At 64.8% G+C, this 24,113-nt stretch carries 24 protein-coding genes; 2 read left to right on the forward strand and 22 right to left on the reverse strand.

The window, feature by feature from the left end:
- Positions 1-26: 26 nt before the first annotated feature.
- On the forward strand, positions 27-914 hold the full coding sequence (locus tag BRAGE_RS0122525; RefSeq protein ID WP_027558922.1) for a LysR family transcriptional regulator: 888 nt from the start codon (positions 27-29) through the stop codon (positions 912-914).
- A 6-nt stretch (positions 915-920) separates the two neighbouring features.
- On the opposite strand, the gene BRAGE_RS0122530 is transcribed toward BRAGE_RS0122525, so the two are convergent.
- The 15 genes from BRAGE_RS0122530 to BRAGE_RS0122600 all read right to left on the reverse strand — a co-directional run bounded on the left by BRAGE_RS0122530 (position 921) and on the right by BRAGE_RS0122600 (position 16,067).
- A complete protein-coding gene (locus BRAGE_RS0122530) occupies positions 921-1,856 on the reverse strand; it encodes a carbohydrate kinase family protein (RefSeq protein WP_027558921.1) in 936 nt (311 codons plus the stop codon).
- Positions 1,857-1,861: 5 nt separating this feature from the next.
- Complete coding sequence (locus tag BRAGE_RS0122535) at positions 1,862-3,508, reverse strand: FGGY-family carbohydrate kinase (RefSeq protein WP_027558920.1); 1,647 nt, start codon at positions 3,506-3,508, stop codon at positions 1,862-1,864.
- A 39-nt stretch (positions 3,509-3,547) separates the two neighbouring features.
- Entirely contained in the window at positions 3,548-4,321 is a 774-nt protein-coding gene (locus BRAGE_RS0122540; RefSeq protein ID WP_027558919.1) for an SDR family NAD(P)-dependent oxidoreductase, read from the reverse strand.
- A gap of 19 nt (positions 4,322-4,340) precedes the next feature.
- Positions 4,341-5,348 carry an ABC transporter ATP-binding protein gene (locus BRAGE_RS0122545; protein ID WP_027558918.1) on the reverse strand — a complete coding sequence of 336 codons (1,008 nt, stop codon included), beginning with the start codon at positions 5,346-5,348 and terminating at the stop codon, positions 4,341-4,343.
- A 9-nt stretch (positions 5,349-5,357) separates the two neighbouring features.
- A complete protein-coding gene (locus tag BRAGE_RS0122550; protein ID WP_027558917.1) occupies positions 5,358-6,188 on the reverse strand; it encodes a carbohydrate ABC transporter permease in 831 nt (276 codons plus the stop codon).
- 1 nt (position 6,189) lies between these two features.
- Entirely contained in the window at positions 6,190-7,062 is an 873-nt protein-coding gene (locus BRAGE_RS0122555) for a carbohydrate ABC transporter permease (RefSeq protein WP_028146344.1), read from the reverse strand.
- Positions 7,063-7,158: 96 nt separating this feature from the next.
- On the reverse strand, positions 7,159-8,469 hold the full coding sequence (locus BRAGE_RS0122560; RefSeq protein WP_027558916.1) for an ABC transporter substrate-binding protein: 1,311 nt from the start codon (positions 8,467-8,469) through the stop codon (positions 7,159-7,161).
- Between the two features lie 306 nt (positions 8,470-8,775).
- Positions 8,776-9,726: a sugar-binding transcriptional regulator gene (locus tag BRAGE_RS0122565; RefSeq protein ID WP_027558915.1), complete on the reverse strand. Its 951-nt coding sequence runs from the start codon at positions 9,724-9,726 to the stop codon at positions 8,776-8,778.
- Between the two features lie 4 nt (positions 9,727-9,730).
- The gene (locus BRAGE_RS0122570) at positions 9,731-10,396 is read right to left on the reverse strand and encodes an HAD family hydrolase (protein ID WP_027558914.1); all 666 of its coding nucleotides are present in this window, start codon (positions 10,394-10,396) and stop codon (positions 9,731-9,733) included.
- A 76-nt stretch (positions 10,397-10,472) separates the two neighbouring features.
- Positions 10,473-12,392, reverse strand: a complete 1,920-nt coding sequence (locus BRAGE_RS0122575) for a nitric oxide reductase activation protein NorD (RefSeq protein WP_027558913.1) — start codon at positions 12,390-12,392, stop codon at positions 10,473-10,475.
- A gap of 10 nt (positions 12,393-12,402) precedes the next feature.
- Positions 12,403-13,215 carry a CbbQ/NirQ/NorQ/GpvN family protein gene (locus tag BRAGE_RS0122580; protein WP_027558912.1) on the reverse strand — a complete coding sequence of 271 codons (813 nt, stop codon included), beginning with the start codon at positions 13,213-13,215 and terminating at the stop codon, positions 12,403-12,405.
- 62 nt (positions 13,216-13,277) lie between these two features.
- Complete coding sequence (locus BRAGE_RS0122585) at positions 13,278-14,624, reverse strand: cbb3-type cytochrome c oxidase subunit I (protein ID WP_027558911.1); 1,347 nt, start codon at positions 14,622-14,624, stop codon at positions 13,278-13,280.
- Positions 14,625-14,663: 39 nt separating this feature from the next.
- Positions 14,664-15,116, reverse strand: coding sequence for a c-type cytochrome (locus BRAGE_RS0122590; RefSeq protein ID WP_027558910.1), 453 nt, complete (start codon positions 15,114-15,116; stop codon positions 14,664-14,666).
- A gap of 112 nt (positions 15,117-15,228) precedes the next feature.
- Positions 15,229-15,489, reverse strand: a complete 261-nt coding sequence (locus BRAGE_RS0122595; RefSeq protein WP_027558909.1) for a cytochrome C oxidase subunit IV family protein — start codon at positions 15,487-15,489, stop codon at positions 15,229-15,231.
- Positions 15,490-15,491: 2 nt separating this feature from the next.
- Positions 15,492-16,067 (reverse strand): cytochrome c oxidase subunit 3 family protein, encoded by a 576-nt coding sequence (locus tag BRAGE_RS0122600; RefSeq protein ID WP_027558908.1) that lies wholly within the window; start codon positions 16,065-16,067, stop codon positions 15,492-15,494.
- 171 nt (positions 16,068-16,238) lie between these two features.
- Here BRAGE_RS0122600 and BRAGE_RS54720 point away from each other — a divergent pair, with 171 nt between their 5' ends.
- Positions 16,239-16,394, forward strand: coding sequence for a hypothetical protein (locus tag BRAGE_RS54720; protein ID WP_085965373.1), 156 nt, complete (start codon positions 16,239-16,241; stop codon positions 16,392-16,394).
- Between the two features lie 27 nt (positions 16,395-16,421).
- Here BRAGE_RS54720 and BRAGE_RS0122610 read toward each other — a convergent pair whose 3' ends face one another.
- The 7 genes from BRAGE_RS0122610 to BRAGE_RS0122640 all read right to left on the reverse strand — a co-directional run bounded on the left by BRAGE_RS0122610 (position 16,422) and on the right by BRAGE_RS0122640 (position 24,111).
- Positions 16,422-17,666 (reverse strand): sensor histidine kinase, encoded by a 1,245-nt coding sequence (locus BRAGE_RS0122610; RefSeq protein WP_027558907.1) that lies wholly within the window; start codon positions 17,664-17,666, stop codon positions 16,422-16,424.
- 137 nt (positions 17,667-17,803) lie between these two features.
- Complete coding sequence (locus tag BRAGE_RS0122615; RefSeq protein ID WP_027558906.1) at positions 17,804-18,016, reverse strand: hypothetical protein; 213 nt, start codon at positions 18,014-18,016, stop codon at positions 17,804-17,806.
- A gap of 95 nt (positions 18,017-18,111) precedes the next feature.
- Positions 18,112-19,302, reverse strand: a complete 1,191-nt coding sequence (mmsB, locus tag BRAGE_RS0122620) for a multiple monosaccharide ABC transporter permease (protein ID WP_027558905.1) — start codon at positions 19,300-19,302, stop codon at positions 18,112-18,114.
- Positions 19,299-20,876 (reverse strand): multiple monosaccharide ABC transporter ATP-binding protein, encoded by a 1,578-nt coding sequence (gene mmsA, locus BRAGE_RS0122625; protein ID WP_028146346.1) that lies wholly within the window; start codon positions 20,874-20,876, stop codon positions 19,299-19,301. Before mmsA ends, mmsB begins: the two co-directional genes overlap by 4 nt.
- 135 nt (positions 20,877-21,011) lie before the next feature.
- Positions 21,012-22,085, reverse strand: a complete 1,074-nt coding sequence (chvE, locus tag BRAGE_RS0122630) for a multiple monosaccharide ABC transporter substrate-binding protein (protein ID WP_027558903.1) — start codon at positions 22,083-22,085, stop codon at positions 21,012-21,014.
- Positions 22,086-22,156: 71 nt separating this feature from the next.
- Positions 22,157-23,038: an SMP-30/gluconolactonase/LRE family protein gene (locus BRAGE_RS0122635; protein ID WP_108914352.1), complete on the reverse strand. Its 882-nt coding sequence runs from the start codon at positions 23,036-23,038 to the stop codon at positions 22,157-22,159.
- Positions 23,035-24,111 carry an aldose epimerase family protein gene (locus tag BRAGE_RS0122640; protein WP_027558901.1) on the reverse strand — a complete coding sequence of 359 codons (1,077 nt, stop codon included), beginning with the start codon at positions 24,109-24,111 and terminating at the stop codon, positions 23,035-23,037. Before BRAGE_RS0122640 ends, BRAGE_RS0122635 begins: the two co-directional genes overlap by 4 nt.
- Positions 24,112-24,113 lie beyond the last annotated feature (2 nt).

The following is a 24,113-nucleotide window of genomic DNA, read 5'->3' on the forward strand; positions in this document are numbered from 1 at the left end:
CCAACCCATACGCTTTCGGTATGCCAATGGATCTCCGCCGGCTTCGTTATTTCGTCGCGGTCGCCGAGGCGCGCAGTGTCGGCAAGGCCGCCGAGCGGCTGCGGATGGCGCAGCCGCCGCTCTCGGTGCAGATCCGCAAGCTCGAGGCCGAGGTCGGCGCGCCGCTGTTCCGCCGTGGCACGCGCGGCATGGACCTGACCGAGGCCGGCCAGGCGCTGCTGGCGCGCGCCGGCGAAGCGCTGGCGATGGCGGCCGACGGCATCGAAGCCGCGCGCGCGGTTGCCTCGGGGCGGCGCGGGCGGCTGTCGGTCGGCTACATGTTCGTGCTCGCCAACGCGATGCTGCCGCGGCTCATTCCCGAGCTGCGCCGCTCGATTCCCGGCGTCGACCTCGACTTTGCCGAGCTCAGCGCCTCGACCCGCGAGGCGCGGCTGCTCGACCGCAGCGTCACGGTCGCGCTGTGCATGCCCGCCATCAACCATCCCGAGATCCAGGTGGCGCGGATCGGCGCGCAGCCCTTCATGCTGGTCATGCCGACCGCCTCGCCGCTCGCCCGCCTGAGCTCGGTGCCGATGGCGAGATTGCAGGGCCGTCCGCTGATCGCGCTGCCGCATCCCGACCATGGCCCCGCCTCCTCGGCCGTCGTTGCCTTGCTGCGCCGGCACCAGGTGGTGATGCCGATCGCGAGCCGGGTGGAGACGGTGCATTCGGCGATGAGCCTCGTCCTCGCCGGCGAAGGCTTCGCGATCCTACCGGCCTGCGCGCAGCTCGGCGCGCCACGCGGCATCGTGTTCCGGCCGCTGCGGGACGCCAGCGATTCCATCGACATTGCGGTCTGCTGGCGGCGCGACGCTCACAGCCCGCTGATCCGCACCTTTCTCAAATGCGCCGAGAAAGTCGTCGCAAGGCTGTGATGTGGGCTAGACGCTCCACGTCACCTCGTGACTCCACGGCGGATCGGCACCCGGACGGGTGCAGGTGAGACCAGCGCAATTGGCGGCAAAGGACAGTGCGCGGCGGAGTTCGTCGGCAGTGATGTCCTTCAGCCTCTCGCGGGCGATGCGGTCCTGCTTGTGCAGGGCGAACAGCAGTGCCGCCTGAAAACTGTCGCCGGCGCCGATGGTGTCGGCGACCTCGACCTTGGGCGCTGCGACCTCGATCTGCCCTGCCCCCGCGTGCCACGCGACAGCGCCATTGTTGCCGCGGGTAATGACGACGAGGCGCGTTCCCTGCCCGAGCAGCATCTCTGCGCGCTGCTGATAAGGCTCCTGGCCGAAGAGATAGGCGAAGTCGACATCCGACATCTTGATGAGATCGGCGCCGGCGGCGAATTCCGCCATCCGCGCGACATAGGCCGGCTTGTCCTTGACGAGATTGGGCCGGCAGTTCGGATCGAAGGAGACGGTAGAGGAGGCCCGTGCGTCCGCAATCAAAGCCTTGGTCTCGGCCGCGCCCTGGTCGTTGACCAGCGTGGTCGAGCCGACATGGACGGCCTCGATGGTTGCGAAAGGGATCCTGCCGCGCCGGAAAGTCCAGTTTCGCGTCGCGGTCCCAGCATCGTAGAAGGCGTAATGCGATTCGCCGGCGACGATGCGGACGAAGGCGAGCGTGGTCTGGTGATCGCTGCGGGTGGCGAGATCGAGCTGGACGTTGGACGCCGCGGCGTGATCTGCGATCATCTGCCCGAACAGGTCGGTCGAGATGCCACCGACAAAACCGGTCGGTGCGCCCAGCCGCGCCATGCCGATCGCGACGTTGAGACAGGAGCCGCCGACGGCGGGCATCACCGCTTCGCGCCCGGCAGCGTTTCGCGTCGGGACGAAATCGATCAGCGCATCGCCGCAAGAAATCAACATCCGTTTCAACCTTTGGCGATGTCGCGCATCGCGGCACGGCTGCTGCGATCGACCTCGCGCAGCAGCTTGTAGACCTCGCGCTTGCGGGCGTGGAAAGCGGCCATGTCGGGCGTCGTCGGCTCGCTCTTGCCTCCCAGCACCGACATCTTTGCCATGGTCTCGCCGATCGAGGCATAAGCGCCGCCGGCGACCGCACCTAACATCGCCGCGCCCAGCAGCACCGGCTCTTTGGTCTGCGGCAGCGCGACGGTGAGACCCGTGGTGTCGGCCATGATCTGCCGCACCAAAGGACTACGGCTGGCGCCGCCGCCCATGATCATGAGACTGGAATGAACGCCGTGCGCGGCAAAGGCCTCGATCACCTCGGCGAGGCCGTAGGCGAGCCCGCAGAGGCCGGCGACGAACAGCCGCTCCATCGAGCCGATATCAGTGTCGAGATCGAGGCCGGCGATCACCGCGCGCGTATCCGGGTCAGCGTAGGGCGAGCGGTTGCCGATGAATTCAGGCAGCACATGGACATCGCGGGCGAACAGAGCGGCACGGCTGGCACTGCCCGCGCGCGCAATGATCCTGCGTTCGAGGAAGTCGATGAGCTCGAGACCCTCGCCGCGCGCCGCCGCGTTCGCTTCGGCGTGGCCGGGATGGGACTTGAGGAGATGGTCGATCGCAGCGCCCGCGGCCGACTGGCCACCCTCGTTGAGCCAGAAGTCCGGCACCATGCCGGAATAATATGGACCCCACACGCCGGGCACGAAGCACGGCTCCTTGGTCGTCGCCATGATGCAGGCCGACGTTCCCATGATGTAGGCGAGGCGATCGGTGACATCCGCCGTTCCGCCGGAGCCGTCGCGGCCGCCGATCGCGCCGATACCGCCGGCATGCGCGTCGATCAGAGAGGCGCCGACCGGCGTGCCCGGCGACAGGCCGAGTTCGGCCGCAGCGCCCCGGATGAGCCCTTCGCCGAGGCGAGTGCCGGGCGCGACGATCTCGGTGCCGATGCGGGCGTATTTTTCGGTGACGAAATCCGCAAGTCCAATGCGCTTGAAGAACGACGCGCTCCAGCCGCCGCCGTCATGGGCGAGATAGTTCCACTTGCAGGTGACGGTGCAGGTCGAGCGTTTTGGCGAGCCGGTGGCGCGCCAGGTCAGATAGTCCGCCAGATCGAAGAAATAGCCGGCCCCATCAAAACTCGCGCGCAAATGCCGCTTCAGCCAGAGCAGTTTCGGCATCTCCATCTCGGGCGAGATCGAGCCGCCGACATAGCGCAGCACGGCGTCCTCGGTCTCATTGATCAGCCGCGCCTCGGCAACGGCGCGATGGTCCATCCAGACGATGACGTTGCGCTGCGCCTCACCGGAGGCGCTGACTGTGAGCGGCTCGCCTTGCTTATCGAGGACCACGAGGGAACAGGTGGCATCAAAGCCGATGCCGCCGACGCTGTCGGGCGCAATCGCGGCTTCCGCCATCGCCGCCCGCACCGATTTGACGCAGGCCTCCCAGATGTCCTGGGAGGACTGCTCGACGATGTCGCCGGCCTCGTGCCAGATCCGGATCGGATGCCGCGCGGTCGCAAGCAGCGTGCCGGCCTCGTCAAACACCCCTGCCCGCGTGCTCGTGGTCCCCACATCGACGCCGATATACGCTCGCGGCATGCTCGCTCCCGGAAGCTCTCGTCAGTTTTGACGGTGAGCCTACCAGCAAGTGTAGCCGCCATCCACAAGCACGATGCTGCCGGTCATCAGGCTGGCGGCCTCCGAAGAAAGGAACAAGACGACGGAGGCGATCTCCTCGACCTGCCCCATCCGCGCCATCGGGGTTCCACCGATCCAGGCGTCGTACATTTTTGGATTGCTCTTCACGAAGGCGTTGAGTGGGGTCTCGATATAGGTTGGCGCCACCGCGTTGACGCGGATGCCGCGCGCGCCCCATTCGGCGGCGAGCGATTTGGTCAGATGGTGCACGCCGGCCTTGGAGGCGTTGTAGAAGCACTGCTCCTGCGGCTTGTTGACGATGAAGCCGGACATCGAGCCGACATTGACGATGGCGCCGCTCTTGGCTTTCAGCATGTGCTTGCCGAACTCGCGGCAGCACCAGAAAGTGCCGTTGAGATTGACGTCGATGACATTGAGCCAATGCTCGTCGGTGACGGTCTCGGCCGGGGTCTCGCTGCGCGCGATGCCGGCATTGTTGACGAGGATGTCGACCTTGCCGTGGCGGGCGACGAGGTCGCTTGCGACCTCCGCCACCCGCTTGGTGTCTGTGACGTCCATGATCGCGGTCTCGACGTCGAAACCCTTGGCCTTGAGAGCGGCTTTTGCGTCATCGGCGACCTTGCTGTCGCGGTCGCCGATGATCACCTTGGCGCCGGCTTCAGCCAGCGCCTCGGCGCAGCCAAGGCCGATGCCCTGCCCGCCGCCGGTGATGAACGCGGTCTTGCCGTTCAGCTTGAATTTTTCCAGGTACATGGTGGTCTTCCGTTTCTTGTTAGCCGCGAAGTGCGTTGCCGCTCTGGTCGAAGCGGTGGATGCGCGCGGGGTCCGGCACCAGCGACACGCGGTCGCCGGCATGCAGACTTAGTTCGCCGATGTAGCGTGCCGTCAGCATGCCGAGCGGGCCCGCATCGACATAGAGGAAGGTGTCGCTGCCGAGATGCTCGGCAACCGAGATCGTTCCCTGCCAGCCGCCTCCGCCATCGCGCTCGATCTTCAGATGCTCCGGCCGCACGCCGATCGTTGCCGCGCCCTTCTGCAACGCAGGCTCACCGGTGACGAAGTTCATCTTGGGTGAGCCGATGAAGCCCGCGACGAAGAGATTTGCGGGACGCTCGTAGAGCTCTAGCGGCGAGCCGTATTGCTCGATCTTGCCGGCGTTGAGCACGACGATCTTGTCGGCCATGGTCATGGCCTCGACCTGGTCGTGGGTGACGTAGATGGCGGTGGTGCCGAGCTGTTTCTGGAGCCGCGTCACCTCGATGCGCATCTGCACGCGCAGCGCGGCGTCGAGATTGGAGAGCGGCTCGTCGAACAGGAATCCCTTGGGTTCTCGGACAATAGCACGGCCGATCGCAACGCGCTGGCGCTGGCCGCCGGAAAGCTCGCGCGGCTTGCGGTCGAGATAGGGCGTCAGGTTGAGCGTCGCGGCGGCCGCCTCGACCTTGCGGTTGATCTCGTCCTTGGGCAATCCCGCCATCTTCAGGCCGAAGCCGATATTGCCGCGCACGCTCATATGCGGATATAGCGCGTAGGACTGGAACACCATCGACAGCCCGCGCTTCGCGGGCGGCGTGTCCACCACATTCTTCCCATCGATCAGGATGCTGCCGCCGGTGACATCCTCGAGCCCGGCGATCAGGCGCAGCAGCGTGGTCTTGCCGCAGCCGGAAGGACCGACGAACACCACGAAGGAGCCGTCGGTGATGTCAAGGTCGGCGCCCTTGATGATGTGCACGGGGCCGAAGGATTTCTGCACGCCCTGAAGTGTGATCTGACCCATCGCAGCCCCTCACTTCACCGCGCCGAAGGTGAGCCCGCGCACGAGCTGCTTCTGGCTGAACCAACCGAGGACGAGAATGGGCGCGATCGCCAGCGTCGAGGCCGCCGACAGCTTTGCCCAGAACAGCCCTTCCGGGCTGGAATAGGACGCAATGAACGTGGTGAGCGGCGCGGCGTTCGACGTCGAAAGGTTCAGCGTCCAGAACGCCTCGTTCCAGGCCAGGATCAGATTGAGCAGCAAGGTCGACGCGAGACCCGGGATCGCCATGGGCGTCAGCACGTAGACCAGCTCGCGGCCGATCGTGGCGCCGTCCATGCGCGCGGCCTCCAGGATGTCGCGCGGGATCTCCTTGAAATAGGTGAACAGCATCCAGATCACGATCGGCAAGTTGCCGAGACAGAGGATGAAGATAAGGCCGGCGCGGGAATCGAGCAGGCCGAAATTCTTGTAGATCAGGTAGATCGGGACGAGCACGCCGACCGGCGGCATCATCTTGGTCGAGAGCATCCAGAGCAGGGTGTCCTTGGTCCGCTTGGTCGGCGAAAACGCCATCGACCAGGCCGCGGGAATGGCGATCAAGAGCGCGATCAAGGTCGAGCCGCCGGCGATGATGATCGAGTTCATTGCGTGGTGGAAATAATCGCTGCGCTCCTGCACCGTCGCGTAGTTCTCGGTGGTCCAGTGGAAGAACAGGAAGGACGGCGGAATCGCGAAGGCCTCGAGCTCGGTCTTGAAGCTCGCCAGCACCATCCACAGGATCGGAAAGAAGATCAGGAAGCCGAAGAACCACGCCCCGATCGTCGAGACCACCACCCGCTGCGTCGTTGCCATCCGCGCCATGTCAGGCCTCCAGATTGCGGCCGACGATGCGGACCAGGAAGAATGCGACGATGTTGGCAATCACCACCGCGACGAGGCCGCCCGCCGAGGCGCTGCCGACGTCGAACTGGATCAGCGCCTGCGAATAGATCAGGAAGGCGATGTTGGTGGTCTGCAGGCCCGGCCCGCCGCCCGTGGTGACGAAGATCTCGGCGAACACGGTGAGCAGGAAGATGGTCTCGATCAGGATCACCACGGTGATGGGCCGCGCGAGATGCGGCAGCGTAATGTAGATGAAAGTCGAGACGGCGCTGGCGCCGTCCATCTCGGCCGCTTCCTTCTGCTCCTCGTCGAGCGATTGCAATGCGGTCAGCAGGATCAGCGTCGCGAAGGGCAGCCATTGCCAGGCGACGATCAGGATCACCGAGAACAGCGGCACATCGTTGAACCAGTCGATCGGCGTCAAATGGACCAGCGAGGCGAGCCAGGCGAACAGCCCGGACACCGGGTGCATCAAGAGGTTTTTCCAGACCAGCGCGCTCACCGTCGGCATCACGAAGAACGGCGCGATCACCATCAGCCGCACGAAGTTGCGCCCCACCACGGGCTGGTCGAGCAGCAGCGCGAGCGGAATGCCGAGCAAAATGGTCAGCGCCAGGACGGAGCCGACCAGCACCAGCGTGTTCTGGAGCGAGGCGAGGAAGGCAGGATCGGTGAGGAAGTAGCGGAAGTTTTCCAGCCCGACGAACGATTCCGAGCCGGGATCGAGCAGGCTGTAATGCAGGGTCGAGAAGTAGATCGTCAGCGCAAGCGGAACGATCATCCAGATGAACAGCAGTCCGACGGCCGGGGTCAGGAGCGACCGCGCAAGGAATTGCGTCTGCCGGGTTGCCATTCCTGAGGTCTCCGCTTGCGGGAAGAAGGCGGCCATCCAACCGGGGCTGGACTGATGGATGGCCGCGAGTTTGAGCTCAGGAGGACGAGCTCGGGTTCACTTGATGTAGCCGGCGCGCTTCATCTCGCGCTCGGTGGAGGACTGTGCGGCCGAGAGCGCTGCATCGACGCTGGTCGATCCCGCGAGCGCCGCGGAGAACTGCTGGCCGACCTGCGTGCCGATACCCTGGAACTCGGGAATCGCGGCGTATTGCACGCCGACATAAGGCACCGGCTTCACCGTCGGCTTGTTCGGATCGGCCGCGTCGATCGAGGCCAGCGTCAGTTTGGCGAACGGCGCAACCTTCAGATACTCATCGTTCTGGTAGAGCGAGGTGCGCGTGCCCGGCGGCACGTTGGCCCAGCCCTCCTTCGATGCGACGAGCTTGGTGTAGTCCTTGCTGGTCGCCCAGGCGATGAACTTCTCGGCCGCGTCCGTCTTCTTCGAGCCGGCGGGGATCGCCAGGTTCCAGGCCCACAGCCAGTTGGCGTTCTTGCCGAGCCCGGTGTTGGGCGCGAGCGCGAAGCCAACCTTGTCGGCGACTTTGGATTCCTTCGGATTGGTGACGAAGGACGCCGCAACCGTCGCGTCGATCCACATCGCGCACTTGCCGGCGTTGAACAGCGCAAGGTTCTCGTTGAAGCCGTTGGAGCTTGCACCGGGAGGGCCGGCCTCCTTCATCAGATTGACGTAGGTCGTGAGCGTCGTTTTCCATTCCGGCGTGTTGAACTGCGGTTCCCACTTCTCGTCGAACCAACGTGCGCCGTAAGAATTGGCCATGGCCGAGAGGAACGCCATGTTCTCGCCCCAGCCGGCCTTGCCGCGGAGGCAGATGCCGTAGGTGCCGGCGCTCTTGTCGGTGAGCTTCTTGGCGGCGTCGATCACGAAGTCCCAGGTCGGCTTCTCCGGCATCTTCAGGCCGGCCTTCTCGAACAGGTCGGTGCGGTACATCACCATCGAGCTCTCGCCATAGAACGGCGCGGCGTAGAGCTTGCCGTCGACGGAGACGGCATCCTTGATCTTGGGCAGGAGGTCGGCGACGTCGTAATCCGCCCCGAGATTGGCGAGCGGCACCAGCCAGCCCTTCTTGGCCCAGATCGGCACCTCATAGGTGCCGATCGTCAGCACGTCGAACTGGCCACCCTTGGTGGCGATGTCGGTGGTGACGCGCTGGCGCAGCACGTTCTCTTCCAGCGTCACCCATTTCACGGTGATGTCCGGATTCTTCTTGGTGAACTCGCTGGTCAGCCCCTGCATGCGGATCATGTCGCCGTTGTTGACGGTGGCGATCGTCAGGGTGGTTTCGGCCATCGCGGGGACGGCCAGCAGGACGGACGCGCCGCAGACGGCGCCGAGGAATTGCTTCACGGTGACCTCCCTCAAACTCGCGTTTTGAGCATATGCCCACGCGTTGGGCGTATGTTCAATCGGGAGGCGGCGGTTGTCAAGCAGGCGCGCGGGATTCGCGCAACTTATGAGTGCTGCGGTGCGGGAGGAGCAGACCTTCTCACACCGTCATGCCCCGCGCAGGCGGGGCATCCAGTACTCCGTGTCGTCTGTTGGTTTGCCCCAAGCGAGGCCGCGGCGTACTGGATCGTCCGCCTGCGCGGACGATGACAGCGTCGTGGGTGGTGAGACTGTTCGCCTCGCTAACGCTGGAAAACGCGCCCCGCCCTACCGCTCCAGGATCGCCCTTGCGGTCGCCTCGTCCGTGATCAGGCCGTTGATCAGCCGCCCGTTCAGCGCCGCCGCGATCGCGGGGACCTTGGCGGCGCCGACCGCGGCGCCGATGGTCGTGGTCTTGGCCGGCACTTCCGGCGGGATGCTGGTGAGGCGCTTGTTGGCGCCGGCCTTGAGCAGGCGGCCCTTGGCATCATAGGCCCAGCCAGTGATCTCGCCGATGGCGCCCAGCCGCATCATCTCGAACAATTCGTCGCGGGTGACGAAGCCGTCGATATGGACCTGCGCCTTCTGGTCCATCTGGCCGATGCCGACCAGGCGCAAATCCGCCTTGGCCGCGACCGCCTTCACCTTCGCAATCGGCTCGATCCGCACCATCCTGTTGCGCTCGTCCTCGGACGACATCAGGAACGGCAGCGGCATCGGATAATGCCGCGCGCCGGTGCGATCGGCGAGCCGGCCGACGGTGTCGTAGAAGCTCGCCGAGCCGTCGGCGGAGATGTTGCCGACCAGCGAGACGATCTGATGGTTAGGCCGGTCGATCGGCGTGACGCGCTCGACCGCGGCGCGCACCGCCCTCCCGGTGCCAAGCGCGACGATCACGGGCGTCTCCGAACGAAGGGTCGAATCCAGAAGATTGGCGCAGCGCTCGGCGATGCCGGCGGTGGCCTGCGGCGCCGCAGGATCGGCGGGCACCACCTCGCAATGGACGAGATCAAACCGCTCCTTCAACCGTGCCGCCAATTCCATGCACGCGGCGATGGGATGTTCGAGCCGGAACGTGATCAGCCGCTCGGCAAGACATAGCGAGACCAGCCGCTGCGCCGAGGCGCGTGAGACCTGGAGCATTTTTGCGATCTCGTCCTGGGTGTGGCCCGCAATGAAGTAGAGCCAGCCCGCCCGCGCGGCATCATCAAGTCTCGACCTATCGTTCTCGCCAGCCAAGGCGTCACGCCTCCTTCCAGAAATCGCTCATCTGCGCGAAGACCCGATCGGCTCCGGCGGCGGACAATATAGCGCGGCCGTCGCGCCCCCGATAATGGCTGCCGCCGACAAATCCCCAGACCGTCATGCCGGCTGCCTTGCCCGCCTGAACGCCGCTGACGCTGTCCTCGATCACCAGCGTGCGCGCAGGCTCCGCGCCCATCTTCTCCGCCGCGTGGAGAAAGAGATCGGGCGCCGGCTTGCCACGCTCGACCATTTGCGCGGTGTAGATCCGCGCTTCGAAATGCGGCGCAAGGCCCGTCACCCTCAGCGACAGCGCGACGCGGTCGAGATCACTCGAGGAGGCCACGCAATGCGGCACGCGCAGGCCGGACAGGACGGTATCGACATCCTGAACCGGACGGAGCGCCGTCTCGAAGGCGGTCAGCACGCGCGACTTCAGCCGCAGCGGAAAGTCGACCGGCACCATCTGGCCGAGCTCGCGATAATGTTGGGTGACCGCACTGGTGCTTCGCCCGAGAAACAGCTCGAGCGCCTGCGCAAGCGTCAGCGATATCCCGGATAGGGACAGCTCGTCGGACAGGCACTGGCAACTCAACAGCTCGCTGTCGACGAGCACGCCGTCGCAGTCGAAGATGATCAGGTCAGGCCTTGGCCGGCTTTGGTCCATCCGGCCATTCGATCATATACCCAATTGATGAGCAATAGTTCACCTTGGAACATGGCGCCGCGGGCTCCCAGGTCGTTCAATGGGCCACCTGCCGGTAGATCGCCGGCAGCGCCGCGGGCAGCCGGCGGATGTTGCCGACGATGGCGTAGCCACTGCGGCCGAACAGCGTCGGAAAATAGGATTGCGCAGCAGCATCGACCGTCACGCCGAACACCGCGATGCCGAGCCGGCGCGCCTCCTGCACGGATTTGCGGGTGTCCTCGACCGCAAAGCGTCCCTCGTAATGATCGACATCGTTCGGCTTGCCGTCGGTGAGGACGAGCAGCAGCTTCTTTCGCTGCGGCTGGCGTGCAAGCTCAGCTGAGGCGTGGCGCACCGCCGTGCCGATCCGGGTATAATAGCCGGGTCTGAGCGCGCCGATGCGGCGCTCGACCGCGCCGCTCATCGGCTCGCCGAACGCCTTGACGGTCTCGAGCCGCACCCAGGAGCGCCGGCGCGACGTGAAAGTCAGGATGCTGTGGTGATCGCCGCAGGCCGACAGGCCATGAGCTAGCACGAGTAGCGCTTCCTTCTCGACGTCGAGCACCCGATAGCCATCGACCCAGGCGTCGGTCGAGAGCGAGACGTCGACCAGCAGCGTGACGGCAAGATCATGCCCTTGCGGCCGCATCGCCATGTGGACACGATCAAGACCGGCGCCATTGCCGCCGGCGCGCAGATCGCAGCGCGCGCGCACGAGCGCGTCGAGATCAAGATCATGGCCGTCAGCCTGGGCACGCATCAATTCGTGGCGCGGCCGCACGATCTCGAAGCGACGGCGGACCTGGCGGATGTGCCGGCGCATGGTCTCGTCGGGCGCCCAGCTCTCGCCGGTTTCGGAAGCCGGTGCGGCGAGCACGCGGCAATGATCGGGCAGATAGGAGCTGCTGCGATAATCCCATTCGGGATAGGATAGCTCCGCGTTCAAGCACGAGGTATCGAGCGCTTCCGGCGGCAAATCCAGATCAAATTTGAGCCGGCTCGCCGGCTTGCCGCTGCGGCGGCTGAGCGTGATCTCGTCGAGATCGTCGGCGGCCTTCTGCGCATCCTCGTCCTCGCTGTCGTCGGCGGGACGGTCGACATTGACCATCTCGGCCATGGCGAGGATCTTTTCGAAACGGTTGAGCACGAAGGGATCGCGGCGATTGGCGCCGTCCTCGCGCTCGCGGATGGCGAACCGCTTGCGATTGTCCGACGGTGCGGGCGAAGCAGCCGGCGCGCACTCGTCCATGCCCGCATGCGCCGGCGAAAGCGCGCGCGTCCAGCAATCTCCCCAGAGCGGGCATGGCAGGATCGAGCGATAGCCCGGCGGCGCCTTGTCCGGCAGCGGTCCCGTCCCCGTCATCGCCGGCCACAGCTTGCCCTCAGGCGGCACATCAGCGCCAAGCAGAGCGAGCACGATCTGCTCCATGTCCTGCTCGATCCGCGGCAATCGGCGGTGCGGCCGCGCCATGGCCGTGGCCGCAGCCAGCCGACCGTAATCTTCGGCAAGGCCCGGACATTCTGTCAGCACGAGCACCGCGATCTCGCTGGTCCGGCGCAGCATCAGCAGGTCGCGTCGCAGCGGATCGGCCTCCTTGATCGCGTCAGGAGGCGCAAACGCAAACCATGCGGCGAGCCAGCGGTACAGCGCGGCGTTCAGCTCACGGTCGGCGAAAATCGCGATGCTGTCAGGCAGGAAAATTGTTGCTGCATCGCGCCCCGGCTGCTCCAGCCGCTCGTCGCCGAGCCCGATGCGCTGTCGCCAGCCGAGACGGTGCCCCGCCCTACGGGCACTCGCGCTGGCGATCTGCACGCCGGTCTCGCCGCCGAGCGCGCGAAACATGATCGCGATCCGGCTGCGGACTTCCGCGAGCCACACGGCGTGTTCGGCATAAACAGGATAGCTCGCGGTGCCGCCGACCAGGCGATGCCAGGCCCGGCCGACCGTTTCTTCAAGCTCGAGGAAATCGAGCATCACATCACCTTCAGGAGATCACGGCGCGCGCGACGTCGAGCAGCGCGGCCTTGACGTCGGCGTCGTCGGTCAGTGGTTCGATCATGGCTGCCGACACGGCATCGGCAATCGAGGCGCCAGCTGCGATCAGCGTGGCGCAATAGACGAGGAGGCGGGTCGAGACCCCCTCCTCGAGGTCATGGCCCTTCAACGCGCGCAGCCGGCCGGCCAGCGCGACCAGCGGCCGCACGTAATCGGGCGCGAGCCCGCTCTCGGCCGCGACCACCGCGATCTCCTGCTCCGGGGGAAGGAAGCCGAACTCGATGGCGACAAAGCGCTGACGGGTCGACGGCTTCAGCGCCTTGAGCAGCGTCTGGTAGCCGGGATTGTAGGAGACCACGAGCATGAAGCTGCTTGGCGCAACAAGCTCCTCGCCGGTGCGCTCCAACGGCAGGATGCGGCGGTCGTCGGTCAGCGGATGCAGGACGACAGTGACGTCCTTGCGCGCCTCCACGACTTCGTCGAGATAGCAGATGCCGCCGTCGCGCACCGCGCGCGTCAGCGGACCGTCGGTCCATACGGTGTCGCCGCCCTTCAGCAAGTAACGGCCGGTCAGATCTGCTGCCGTGAGATCGTCGTGACAGGCAACCGTGTGGAGCGGCAGCCCCAGCCGCGTCGCCATATGCGCGACGAAACGGGTCTTGCCGCAGCCGGTCGGCCCCTTCAGCAACACAGGCAGCCGATGCCGCCAGGCGTGCTCGAACAGCGCGCATTCGTTGCCGCTTGCGACATAGGCCGGGAGCTCAGGTGCGGGAGCCGCCAGAGCGTGAAGTGCTGCTTTCATGTTCCTTCTCCGGAAAATCGGTTTGACGAGGCGGCCGCGACGTTGCGCGGCCGCCTTCGCGTTCACTCGGCCGGCTGCAAGGCAGCCGGGATCGTCGCCGGCTTCTCGCGGCCCGGCACCAGCACGGCCCAGACGAACATCAGCGCAGAGATCGCGACGAACACGCCGGAGCCCAGCCGCACCCAGTAGAAGAAGGCGAGCTGGTCCTGCACGTCCATGTAGCTCTGGCCCAGCACGCGCTGGAGATGGACCTGGATCACGCCGGCAAAGGTCAGCGCGAAGGTCATGGTCATCATGGCCGTGCACATGATCCAGAAGCTCGCCATCGAGAGCCACTGGTTATAGGGCGCGCGTCCCTTGATCTGCGGGATCGCGTAGGCCATCACCGACAGGTTCAGCATCACGTAGGCGCCGAAGAAAGCGAGATGGCCGTGCGCGGCGGTGACCTGCGTGCCGTGCGTATAATAGTTCACCGAGGACAGCGTGTGCAGGAAGCCCCAGACGCCCGCCCCTAAGAACGCCATCACCGAGCAGCCGACCGACCACAACAGCGCGGCGCGATTCGGATGCTTGCGGCCGGCCTTCCAGGTCATCTGCACGGTGAAGATCACCATGGTGAAGAAGGGCGCGACCTCGAGCGTGGAGAACAGCGAGCCGATCCACTGCCAGTAGCCGGGCGCGCCGATCCAATAGAAGTGGTGGCCGGTGCCGAGGATGCCGGAGAACAGCGCCAGCCCAATGATGACGTAAAGCCACTTCTCCACGACCTCGCGGTCGATGCCGTTGAGCTTGATCATCAGGAAAGCGAGCACGGAGGCCATGATCAGCTCCCAGACGCCCTCGACCCAGAGATGGACGACGTACCACCAGTACATCTTGTCGACGGCGAGATTGGCCGGGTTGTAGAAGGCGAACAGGAAGAAGATCGCAACGCCCCAGAGGCCGAACAAAAGGATGTTGGTGACCGTGGTCTTGCGGCCCTTCAGCGCCGTCATGGTGACGTTGAACAGGAACATCAGGCAGACGACGACGATGCCGACCTTGATGATGAAGGGCTGTTCGAGGAATTCGCGGCCCTCATGGTAATGGAAGAGGTAGCCGACCACGGCCACGCCCGCGGCGCCGAAGAACATCCAGAACTGGATCTTTGCCAGCAGCGGGCTGTAGAGTTCAGTCTCGGTTTCCTCGGGCAGCAGGAAGTAGGTCGCGCCCATGAAGCCGATCAGCGACCACACGATCAGTGCGTTGGTGTGGATCATCCGGACGATGTTGAACGGCAGGATGACCGACAGGGTGTTGGGCAGGACATAGATGGTCCCGGCAAGCAGGCCGAACAGGACCTGGGCCAGGAACAGGGTCAGCGCGCCGTAGAAATACAGCATCGCGACTTTCTGGGTTTGGTACTTCATCTCGGGTTCTCTCTGTCTTGAAAGAGGAAAGCGGCGAGCTCAGCCCGCCTTGTTCGGCGGCCATTCCTGGCGCTTGATCTTGCTGGTCCATTGCAGGAAGTCGGCGAGGTCGTTGAGCTCCTGGTCGGTGAGGTTGAACTGCGGCATCTGCCGCCGCCCCTCCGCGCCCGAGGGCTGCGACTGCATCCAGGCCTTCAGCGTCTCGCGCGCCGCGGCCGGATCCTCATTGCCGCCCCAGCGGTCCCAGACGTTGCCGACTTCCGGCGCGAAATAGGCGCCCTCGCCGAGCAGCGTGTGGCAGTTGATGCAGGAGTTCTTCTCCCAGACATGCTTGCCGCGCGCGACCGACCACGTCAGCGTCGTCGCGTCCGTCGAGGTCGTTGCCATGTAGTAATGGCTGTGCGCCGTCAGCCCTAAGAAGATGGCGAAGAAAAAGGCCGAGCCGCCGTAGAAGACGTTTCGAGCCGCCGACTTGGTCAGGCGTTCAGCCATTGCCAATCCTTTCCGTTGTGAGTCCAGTCGTGAGGAAGCGGTGATGCTGTATTTTGCCTGTTAGTGCGGATGGGTCTTTGTCGGGGAGCAATGAACGCTCGCGTCGACCGCGTCAGATCAGGGCGACGACGGCGGAGGCGAGCCAGGCGAACAGCAGCACGATGACGATCCAGGCGCCGACGAGACCACGCCACAGCGCGGGCACGACGCGCAGATCCATGAAGTCGAGCGCGATCCGGCGGCCCTTGATGGCGGCCAGCGACAGCAGCGCAGCATTGCCGAGCACCTGCCACGGCATCAATGGCGGCAGCAGGATGGTCGCGAGCGCGAGGCCGATCAGCACGAACCAGGTGATGTCGAGGCGATCCGGCATCGTCACCGCGCCAGATAGAGAATCGGGAACATGACGATCCAGACCAGATCGACCATGTGCCAGAAGGCGGCACCCGTCTCGACGCCCACGGTCTCGGCGCGGCGGCAGACCACCGCGAGGATGATGATGCCGAGAGCGACATGTAGGAGATGGAAGCCGGTCAGCAGGAAATAGAGCGTGAAGAACGGGCTGGTCTCCAAGCCAATGCCGCGGCCGATCTCCTCGGCATATTCGGCAAGCTTGATCGCGATGAAGAAGCCGCCGAGCGCCATCGCGATAAGGAGCCAGCGGCGTGATATCCGCTTCTCGCTCGCTCGCGCCGATTTCGTCGCCCGGGCCGCAGCCCAGCCGCTGGTCACCAGCACGATTGTATTGAGGCCCGCGAGATTCGAATCCAGCGCCGCCTGCCCCGCCGCAAACACCGTCGGGTGGATCGCACGGGCGACCACGAAGGCACCGAGAAACAGGCCGAAGGCGACGAGCTCGCTGAAGATCAGCACCCAGATCATGGGATCGCCGGGGAGATCTTCCAGGATTCCCCAACCGGTTCCCTCTCGTTCGCAGTCGGCCGCAGACATCGTCTTTCCGGATCAGGACACCGGCCAGCCTTAGCTCAACCGTCCTGTTCGGAATTTGTCGCAGAACAAACTCGGAGATCGCCAGAGCACTTGTTTGCGCCGACGCAACGTCCGGCCTGCTGGAGCTCGTTACAAACCGGCTCATGTTCCCAGGGAATAGCGAGCGCTGAGATGAGCGATGCACAGATCGGGCTGATGACCGCGACACCCATCATCATCGCCTTCGCCATCGCGCTCCGGCGCATGGGCGTGCTGTCGACGGTCGCGACGGTTTCGGCGGTGAGCCTTTCCGTCGCAATCGCGACGGTGCTGTTCACGACGCAATAATCCGGACACCGCGGATCGGGGGCGCGATCAGCTCGCGACGGATCGCCGGTCGGGCGCCGTTCTCGGCAGGACCAGCTGAAACCGCGTGCCCTCACCGGGCTTGCTTTCGAGCCGGAGCTGTCCGCCCAATCGATCCACGACGATGCTGTGCACGATGTGCAGGCCAAGGCCGCTCGCGCCGTCATGCCGGCGCGTGGTGAAGAAGGGATCGAAGGCCCGCCGCTCCACGTCGGGCGCCATGCCGCAACCGTCGTCGGCAAACAACAGCTCGATATGCCTGTGGCCTACCGCGCGGAGCGAGACGTCGATCTTTCCTGCTCCGCCACCGGAGAAGGCATGCGTCATCGCGTTGACGGCGAGGTTGGTGAGTACCTGACCGAACGGACCGGGATAGCTGTCCATGGCCAGATCGGGCTCGCAGCGCAGACCGAGCGCGATGTCGCGCGTGCGCAGCTGCCGCTCGAACTGGGAGAGAACCTGGCCGGTCAGCTCGCCCGCATCGAAGCTGCGCCGGTGTGACAGGGTCTGATCGGCCGCCACCTGCTTGAAGGACTGCACCCGTTCGGCGGCGCGGCCGAGATTGGTGACCAGCTGCGCCGAGGCATCGCCCACCAGCTCCAGAAAGCCCGTCAATGTCGAACGCTTGAGACTGCCCCGCGCGACCTCCGCGGCGAACTGCTCGGCCTTGCGCTGCAGCGTCGAGGCGACCGTCAGGCTGCTGCCGAGCGGTGTGTTGATCTCGTGCGCGACACCGGCGACCATGCGCCCGAGCGCCGCCAGCTTTTCCGCCTCGATCAGAGTGTCCTGGATATCGCGCAAATGACGAAGCGCGGTCTCCGCGGCATCCCTGGCACTGCGGATCTCCCGCTCGGCGCGCTTGCGCTCGGTAATCTCCTCCGCCGCCACGTTGACCGCGACGATTTCGCCATCCGGCATGCGCAGTGGATGCCAATAGGTGACCCAGGAGCGCTCCTCGGCCTGGTCGGCCCGTTGCCCCGCCACCTCGATGCCGATCACGGGCTCGCCGGTCTGCATGATCGAACGGACGATCTGCTCGACGGACTCCGCCAGAGCCGGCACGCAATCCCTGACCGTATGCCCGAGATGGCCCTCGACCGATATGCCGCAGATTTCGGTCAGGCGCTGGTTGATCAGCAGGTAGCGGCAGTCCGGTGACAGACAGGCGAGCCCGATCGGGGCAGTGTCGTAGATCAGTTGCAACGCCGGCAACGTCGAGACCAGCATCACCTCCGAAGCCGGCGATGACCTCATTCTACGCGTCACTCAGGTTCCCCGTAATCCCTTACGCCAACCGCATGAAATTCGCACGAAACTGGCTGCCGATTGATCTAGATCAAGAAGGCGCGCCGGCGCCTCTCGTTTCGAGGCTTTGGCGTGAATCGCCTCGTTCAAAACAGAACAAAGGCGCCGATCAACAAACCTGCAGCAAAGGAGCAGAGCCCGAGAGTGCAGACAGAAACGATGCGCAAGAGGATGCGAAGCCGCCCCTCAAATTCATCGTCTGACATCTCGTGGATATGAGCCGCCACCGGTGCTGCCCTGCCCGTGCCCTGCTCGGCACCCCCGGATTTAGACCCCAAATCATGGTCATCGCGAGGCATCGGTTCCGCTCGCGATGCCGTGATCGAAATTGACGAAAATTGCAATCGCCTGGCGGGGGCAGCGCCAGAGCCTCCCCCGCGACGTGATTTTGCGCCTACCGCCGCTGATTATACACGTCGATACATACTGCCCCGAGCAGCACCAGACCCTTGATAACCTGCTGATAATCAATACCGATGCCGAGGATGGACATGCCGTTGTTCATCACGCCCATGATCATGGCGCCGACCACGGCCCCGCCGACGCGCCCGACACCGCCATAGGCCGAGGCGCCGCCGATGAAGCAGGCGGCAATGACGTCGAGCTCGAAGCCGAGGCCCGCCTTCGGCGTCGCCGTGTTCAGCCGCGCGGCGAAGACGAGGCCGGCGAGCGCGGCCAGCACGCCCATGTTGACGAAGGTGAGGAAGGTCAGCCGCTCGGTCTTAATGCCGGACAGGCTGGCCGCCTTGGCATTGCCGCCGACCGCATAGATCTGGCGGCCGATCACGGTGCGGCGGGTGACGAAGCCGTAGAGCGCGATCAACGCGCTCATGATCACCAGCACGTTGGGCAGGCCGCGATAGGTCGCGATCAGATAAGTGAAATAGAGCACGGCGCAGGACAGCACAATGCTCTTGCCGAGGAAGAACGCGTAGGGTTCAACCTCGATACCGTGCGACACTTCCCGCGCCCGGCTCTTGGCGCTGGCGTAGACCAGCCCGAGCGCGAGCACCGCGCCGATCAGCATGGAGGTCGGATGCAGCGTGCCGGCTTCGGGCAGCAGCTCCGGAATGAAGCCCGACGACAATTTCTGGAAGGTCGACGGGAACGGCCCGAGCGACTGGCCCTGCAACACGGCGAGCGCGAGGCCCTTGAACACGAGCATGCCCGCCAGCGTCACGATGAAGGACGGGATCTTGAAATAGGCCACCCAATAGCCCTGCGCCGCGCCGATGGCTGCGCCGACCAGCAGGCAGGCAATGAACGCGAGCGTGTAGTCGACCTTGTAGGTCACCATCAGAAGCGCGGCGACTGCACCGACGAAGCCCGCGACTGAACCGACCGAGAGGTCGATATGTCCGGTCACGATCACCAGCAGCATGCCGAGCGCCATGATGACGATGTAGCTGTTCTGGAGCACCAGGTTGGTGAGGTTGAGCGGCTGCAGCAGCGTGCCGCCGGTCATGATTTGGAAGAACAGCATGATCGCGATCAGCGACATCAGCATGCCGTAATTGCGCAGATTGTTCTTGATAAAGCTGCCGTGCCGCCGCTCCTCGGGCAGCGAAACCGTCTTGTCGGTCATGGCTGCTCACCTCCCATCTCCGCGGCCTCGACCGCGCCGTTTCCGTTGCTTCGTTCGTTGCGCATGATGGCGCGCATGATCTTTTCCTGCGTCGCATCCGCGCCCTTGAACTCGCCGACGAAGGCGCCGTCGTTCATGACGCAGATGCGGTCGCAGATGCCGAGCAGCTCGGGCATCTCCGAGGAGATCACCACAACGCCGCGGCCGGCCTCTGCCAGCTCATTGATGATACAGTAAATCTCGTATTTGGCACCGACGTCGATGCCCCTTGTCGGCTCATCCAGGATCAGGACCTTGGGGTCGGTCATCAGCCATTTCGACAGCACCACCTTCTGCTGGTTCCCGCCGGAGAGCTGGCCGGTCTCCTGGTAGACATCGGAGCAGCGGATGCGCATGCGGTTGCGGTAATCGCTGGCGACCTTCAGCTCGGCGATATCGTCGATCACCCTCCCCGGCGCGACCTGGTCGAGGCTCGCGAGCGTAATATTCTTGCGGACGTCGTCGGCGAGGATCAGACCGAGTTGCTTGCGATCCTCGGTGACATAGGCAAGGCCGGCATCGATCGCCGCGGCGACGCTCGGCAACGCGATCTCCCGGTCCTCAAGGGCGATGCGGCCGCTGATATTGGTGCCCCAGGAGCGGCCGAACAGGCTCATGGCGAATTCGGTGCGGCCCGCCCCCATCAGCCCGGCAATTCCGACGACCTCGCCGCGTTTGACCCCGAAATTGACGTTCTTGATCACTTGCCGCTCGGGATGGATGGGGTGATAGACCGACCAATTCTCGACGGTCAGCACGGGCTCGCCGATCCTCGCGCTACGCTCCGGGAAACGGTGAGCCATATCGCGGTTGACCATGCTGCGGATGATGCGGTCTTCCTGGATCGGTTCGGCCCGGCAATCGATGCTGTCGACGGTGCGGCCGTCGCGCAGCACGGTGATGTGGTCAGCGACCTTGGCGACCTCGTTGAGCTTGTGCGAGATCAGGATCGAGCCGATGCCCTGCTGGCGGAACGCCATCAGGCGCTCGAGCAGCGCGGCGCTGTCGGCCTCGTTGAGGCTCGCGGTCGGCTCGTCCAGGATCAGCATGCGGACGCGCTTGGAGAGCGCCTTGGCGATCTCGACGAGCTGCTGCTTGCCGACGCCAAGATCGGTGATCAGCGTATCCGGCGACTCCTTCAGGCCGACCTGCGCCAGCAGCTCGCGCGTGCGCCGGTAGACCTCGTCGCGATCGATCACACCGAACTTCGACGGCGGATGCGAGAGGAAAATGTTTTCCGCGATCGACATCAGCGGGATCAGCGCCAGCTCCTGGTGGATGATGATGATGCCGAGCGCCTCGGAATCATTGATGTCGCGGAAACGGCGCTCCTCGCCCTCGAAGACGATGGTGCCCTCGTAGCTGCCAGCGGGATAGACGCCGCTCAGCACCTTCATCAGCGTGGATTTTCCGGCCCCGTTCTCGCCGACGAGGGCGTGGATCTGGCCGGCCTCGACCGAGAAGTTGACGTCGCGCAGCGCCTGCACACCGGCAAAGCTCTTGCTGACGTTGCGCATCTCCAGCATGGCGGTCATGGCGTTGGTGTCCTTTAATCACCGTCGTTCCGGGGCGCCCGTAGGGCGAACCCGGAACCTCGAGATTCTCAGGTGCGCAATTACGCACCATAGTTCGATGCTTCGCATCGCCCTGGAATGACGGAGTACTAAATCTTACTGGAACTGCGACTTCTTGTAGTAGCCGCTGTCGACCAGCACCTTCTCCCAATTGTCCTTGTACACCACGACCGGCTTGAGCAGATAGGACGGCACGGTCTTGACGCCGTTCTCGTAGGTCTTGGTGTCGTTGACGGTGACCTGCTTGCCGGCGAGCGCTGCGTCGACCATGTCGGCGGTCACCTTGGCGAGGTCACGGGTGTCCTTGAAGATGGTCGAATACTGGTCGCCGCGCAGCATGGCCTTGATCGAGGGCACCTCGGCGTCCTGGCCCGAGATAATCGGCATCGGCTGGTCGGCGCTGCCGTAGCCGACGCCCTTCAGCGAGGAGATGATGCCGATCGAGAGGCCGTCATAGGGCGACAGCACCGCGTTGACCTTCTTGTTGCCGTAGTAGGCGCTGAGCAGATTGTCCATGCGGGCCTGGGCGGTGGCGCCGTCCCAGCGCAGGGTCGCGACCTTGTCCATGCCCATCTGGCCGGAGACGACGACGAGCTTGCCGCTGTCGATGTAGGGCTTCAGCACGCTCATGGCGCCGTTGTAGAAGAAGTAAGCGTTGTTGTCGTCGGGCGAGCCGCCGAACAGCTCGATGTTGAACGGACCTTTGCCGTCCTTGAGGCCAAGCCCCTGCACGATCGACTCCGCCTGGAGCACGCCGACCTGGAAATTGTCGAAGGTCGCGTAATAGTCGACGTTCGGCGTGCCACGGATCAAGCGGTCATAGGCGATCACGGTGATGCCCTTTGCTTTCGCCTGCTTGAGCACGTCGGACAAAGTGGTGCCGTCGATCGCGGCGATCACCAGCGCCTTGGCGCCCTTGGTCACCATATTCTCGACCTGCGAGAGCTGGTTCGGAATGTCGTCCTCGGCATATTGCAGGTCGGTGTTGTAGCCGCGCTCCTTCAGCACCTTGACCATGTTGTTGCCGTCGTCGATCCAGCGCGCGGAGGATTTGGTCGGCATCGCGATGCCGACGGTTGCCTTCTCCTGTGCGGACGCGGTGACGCCAGCTGCCAGCGTTGCAGCGCCGGCCAGCGCCAGTGCGAGAAATGTCGTCTTCAATTTCAGCATGTTTCACTCCCTTTGGGTGTCAGACTGTTTCTTCGTTTCGTCGAGAACTTGGTTGGATTGACTCTGGTCTCCTATGCGAGCTTGACGTCGGGCTCCGCGCGACCGCGCGCAGATGCCTCCAATAGAAAGGTGCAGCCGGCTTGCGGATCGGCGGCGCGCACCGCCGCATCCATGTCCTGCCAGGCAGAAGTGACGAGAAGGCGCGACAGATCCGGGCCGACGAAGGCCGGGCAGCTCGACTGTTTTGCCGGCACACTGAGCGAGCGCAGGCGTTCGCCCTGCGGCGAATAGACATCGATGCGGCCCGCGCCCCAGCAGGCGTTCCAGATATTCCCGTCGGCATCGCACACCGAGCCGTCGAGGCCGCCGACGCCGGTGTGGCGCAGCAACACCTCCGGCTCGCCGCGCGGCAGGCCGGTGGCTGGATTGAGCGGCACCGAATAGAGCACCGCGCGCGCAGTGTCGGTGAAGTAGCCGGTCGCGCCATCAGGCGAGAAGCAGATCGAGTTCGGAATGCTGATACCGGGATACAGCGTCGAGATCTTGCCGCGGTGGAACGCATAGATCGCTCCCGCCCCGGCTTCCGCCTTGCGGCCCATGGTGCCGATCCAGAACGTGCCGGACTGATGCACGCGGGCATCGTTGGAGCGGGTGGCGGGATTGTCGGCTTCGAGCGGACAGAGCAATGTCATCGCACCATCGGCGAGCCGGCGGATGTAGAGGCCATCTTCCGCGACGATCAACTGGCGCTCGGCATCGATCCGCCCGAGCGCGCTCGCCATCCGGCCGAGCGCGTGGATGCGGATGGTACGGCCAGCGAGATGCGCCTCGAACAGACGTCCCTCGCGGATGTCGAACCACCACGCGGTATCGGTGGTGACATCATAGGTCGGCCCTTCGCCGAGATGACACTGCTCGGCTGATAGAACCGAGGTCGGCACCTGTTCGATCATGGCGTCCTCACTGCGAAGCGATAGACGGTGTGATGCCGATAGACTTGGCCGGGATCGAGGCGCGGGCTCGGAAAGTCCGGCCGGTTCGGCGAATTGGGCCACATATGCGGTTCGAGACATATGGCATCCGACTGCCGAATGAGCTTGCCGCCCTTGCCCGAGATCGTACCGTCGAGATAGTTGCCGGAATAGACTTGCAAGCCGGGCTGATCGGTGAAGAGCTCCATGACGCGCCCCGAGCGCGGCGCCTCCAGCCGCGCTGCGAGCGCCAGCTTGCCGTCACGTCCAAGGCAATAGGTGTGGTCGTAGCCCTTGCCGTTGCGCAATTGCTCGTGGCCCTCGCGAATGCGCGCACCGACGGCCTGCGCCTCGCGGAAGTCGAACGGCGTGCCGGCAACGCTGCGCGGCGGCTCCGGTAGCGGAATGGCGGTGGGATCGATCGCAAGGAAATGCTCGGCCGCGACCGTCAGCTTGTGATCGAGAATCGGCGTGCCCGAGGTCGCGCCTTCCAGGTTGAAGAAGCTGTGGTTGGTGAGGTTGACGATGGTCGGACGGTCCGTCCGTGCTTCCATCATCAGCGACAGCTCGGCCGGGCCGGTGACGCGATAGGTCAGGCGCACATCGAGCTTGCCGGGATAGTTTTCCTCGCCGTGCGGGCTCGTGTAAGTGAGCGTCACCGCGGGCTCGGCGCCGTCTTCGATCCCGGCAATGTCCCAGAGCTTGCGATCAAAACCATCCAGCCCGCCGTGCAGGGCATTCGGGCCGTTATTGACGGGGAGTTGGAAGATCTCGCCATCGAGCGAAAACTGTCCCTTGGCGATGCGGTTGGCGTAGCGGCCAACTGTGGCGCCGAAGAACTTCCGCTCGGCGAGATAGCCGGCGAAGGCATCATGGCCGAGCACGACGTCGTCGCAGCCGCCCGTGGCGTCCGGCGCGATCAGCGCCTGAATCACCGCGCCATGGGTGATGATACGGGCCTCAAACCCGCCCTCGCCGCGCAGCACGATACGCTCGACCTTGCGGCCGTCAGGCAGCGTTCCAAAGACGTCTCTTGTTGTTCTTGCACCAGTCATGT

The sequence above is a fragment of the Bradyrhizobium genosp. SA-4 str. CB756 genome, assembly GCF_000473125.1.
Lineage (GTDB): Bacteria > Pseudomonadota > Alphaproteobacteria > Rhizobiales > Xanthobacteraceae > Bradyrhizobium > Bradyrhizobium arachidis.

Excerpts from the sequence above, each read along its gene's own strand:
- BRAGE_RS0122525 (WP_027558922.1), top strand. The coding sequence starts at position 27 with ATGGATCTCCGCCGGCTTCGTTATTTCGTCGCGGTCGCCGAGGCGCGC.
- BRAGE_RS0122530 (WP_027558921.1), bottom strand. The coding sequence starts at position 1,856 with ATGTTGATTTCTTGCGGCGATGCGCTGATCGATTTCGTCCCGACGCGA.
- BRAGE_RS0122535 (WP_027558920.1), bottom strand. The coding sequence starts at position 3,508 with ATGCCGCGAGCGTATATCGGCGTCGATGTGGGGACCACGAGCACGCGG.
- BRAGE_RS0122540 (WP_027558919.1), bottom strand. The coding sequence starts at position 4,321 with ATGTACCTGGAAAAATTCAAGCTGAACGGCAAGACCGCGTTCATCACC.
- BRAGE_RS0122545 (WP_027558918.1), bottom strand. The coding sequence starts at position 5,348 with ATGGGTCAGATCACACTTCAGGGCGTGCAGAAATCCTTCGGCCCCGTG.
- BRAGE_RS0122550 (WP_027558917.1), bottom strand. The coding sequence starts at position 6,188 with ATGGCGCGGATGGCAACGACGCAGCGGGTGGTGGTCTCGACGATCGGG.
- BRAGE_RS0122555 (WP_028146344.1), bottom strand. The coding sequence starts at position 7,062 with ATGGCAACCCGGCAGACGCAATTCCTTGCGCGGTCGCTCCTGACCCCG.
- BRAGE_RS0122570 (WP_027558914.1), bottom strand. The coding sequence starts at position 10,396 with ATGGACCAAAGCCGGCCAAGGCCTGACCTGATCATCTTCGACTGCGAC.
- BRAGE_RS0122575 (WP_027558913.1), bottom strand. The coding sequence starts at position 12,392 with ATGCTCGATTTCCTCGAGCTTGAAGAAACGGTCGGCCGGGCCTGGCAT.
- BRAGE_RS0122580 (WP_027558912.1), bottom strand. The coding sequence starts at position 13,215 with ATGAAAGCAGCACTTCACGCTCTGGCGGCTCCCGCACCTGAGCTCCCG.
- BRAGE_RS0122585 (WP_027558911.1), bottom strand. The coding sequence starts at position 14,624 with ATGAAGTACCAAACCCAGAAAGTCGCGATGCTGTATTTCTACGGCGCG.
- BRAGE_RS0122590 (WP_027558910.1), bottom strand. The coding sequence starts at position 15,116 with ATGGCTGAACGCCTGACCAAGTCGGCGGCTCGAAACGTCTTCTACGGC.
- BRAGE_RS0122595 (WP_027558909.1), bottom strand. The coding sequence starts at position 15,489 with ATGCCGGATCGCCTCGACATCACCTGGTTCGTGCTGATCGGCCTCGCG.
- BRAGE_RS0122600 (WP_027558908.1), bottom strand. The coding sequence starts at position 16,067 with ATGTCTGCGGCCGACTGCGAACGAGAGGGAACCGGTTGGGGAATCCTG.
- BRAGE_RS54720 (WP_085965373.1), top strand. The coding sequence starts at position 16,239 with ATGAGCGATGCACAGATCGGGCTGATGACCGCGACACCCATCATCATC.
- BRAGE_RS0122610 (WP_027558907.1), bottom strand. The coding sequence starts at position 17,666 with ATGAGGTCATCGCCGGCTTCGGAGGTGATGCTGGTCTCGACGTTGCCG.
- BRAGE_RS0122615 (WP_027558906.1), bottom strand. The coding sequence starts at position 18,016 with ATGCCTCGCGATGACCATGATTTGGGGTCTAAATCCGGGGGTGCCGAG.
- mmsB (WP_027558905.1), bottom strand. The coding sequence starts at position 19,302 with ATGACCGACAAGACGGTTTCGCTGCCCGAGGAGCGGCGGCACGGCAGC.
- mmsA (WP_028146346.1), bottom strand. The coding sequence starts at position 20,876 with ATGACCGCCATGCTGGAGATGCGCAACGTCAGCAAGAGCTTTGCCGGT.
- chvE (WP_027558903.1), bottom strand. The coding sequence starts at position 22,085 with ATGCTGAAATTGAAGACGACATTTCTCGCACTGGCGCTGGCCGGCGCT.
- BRAGE_RS0122635 (WP_108914352.1), bottom strand. The coding sequence starts at position 23,038 with ATGATCGAACAGGTGCCGACCTCGGTTCTATCAGCCGAGCAGTGTCAT.
- BRAGE_RS0122640 (WP_027558901.1), bottom strand. The coding sequence starts at position 24,111 with ATGACTGGTGCAAGAACAACAAGAGACGTCTTTGGAACGCTGCCTGAC.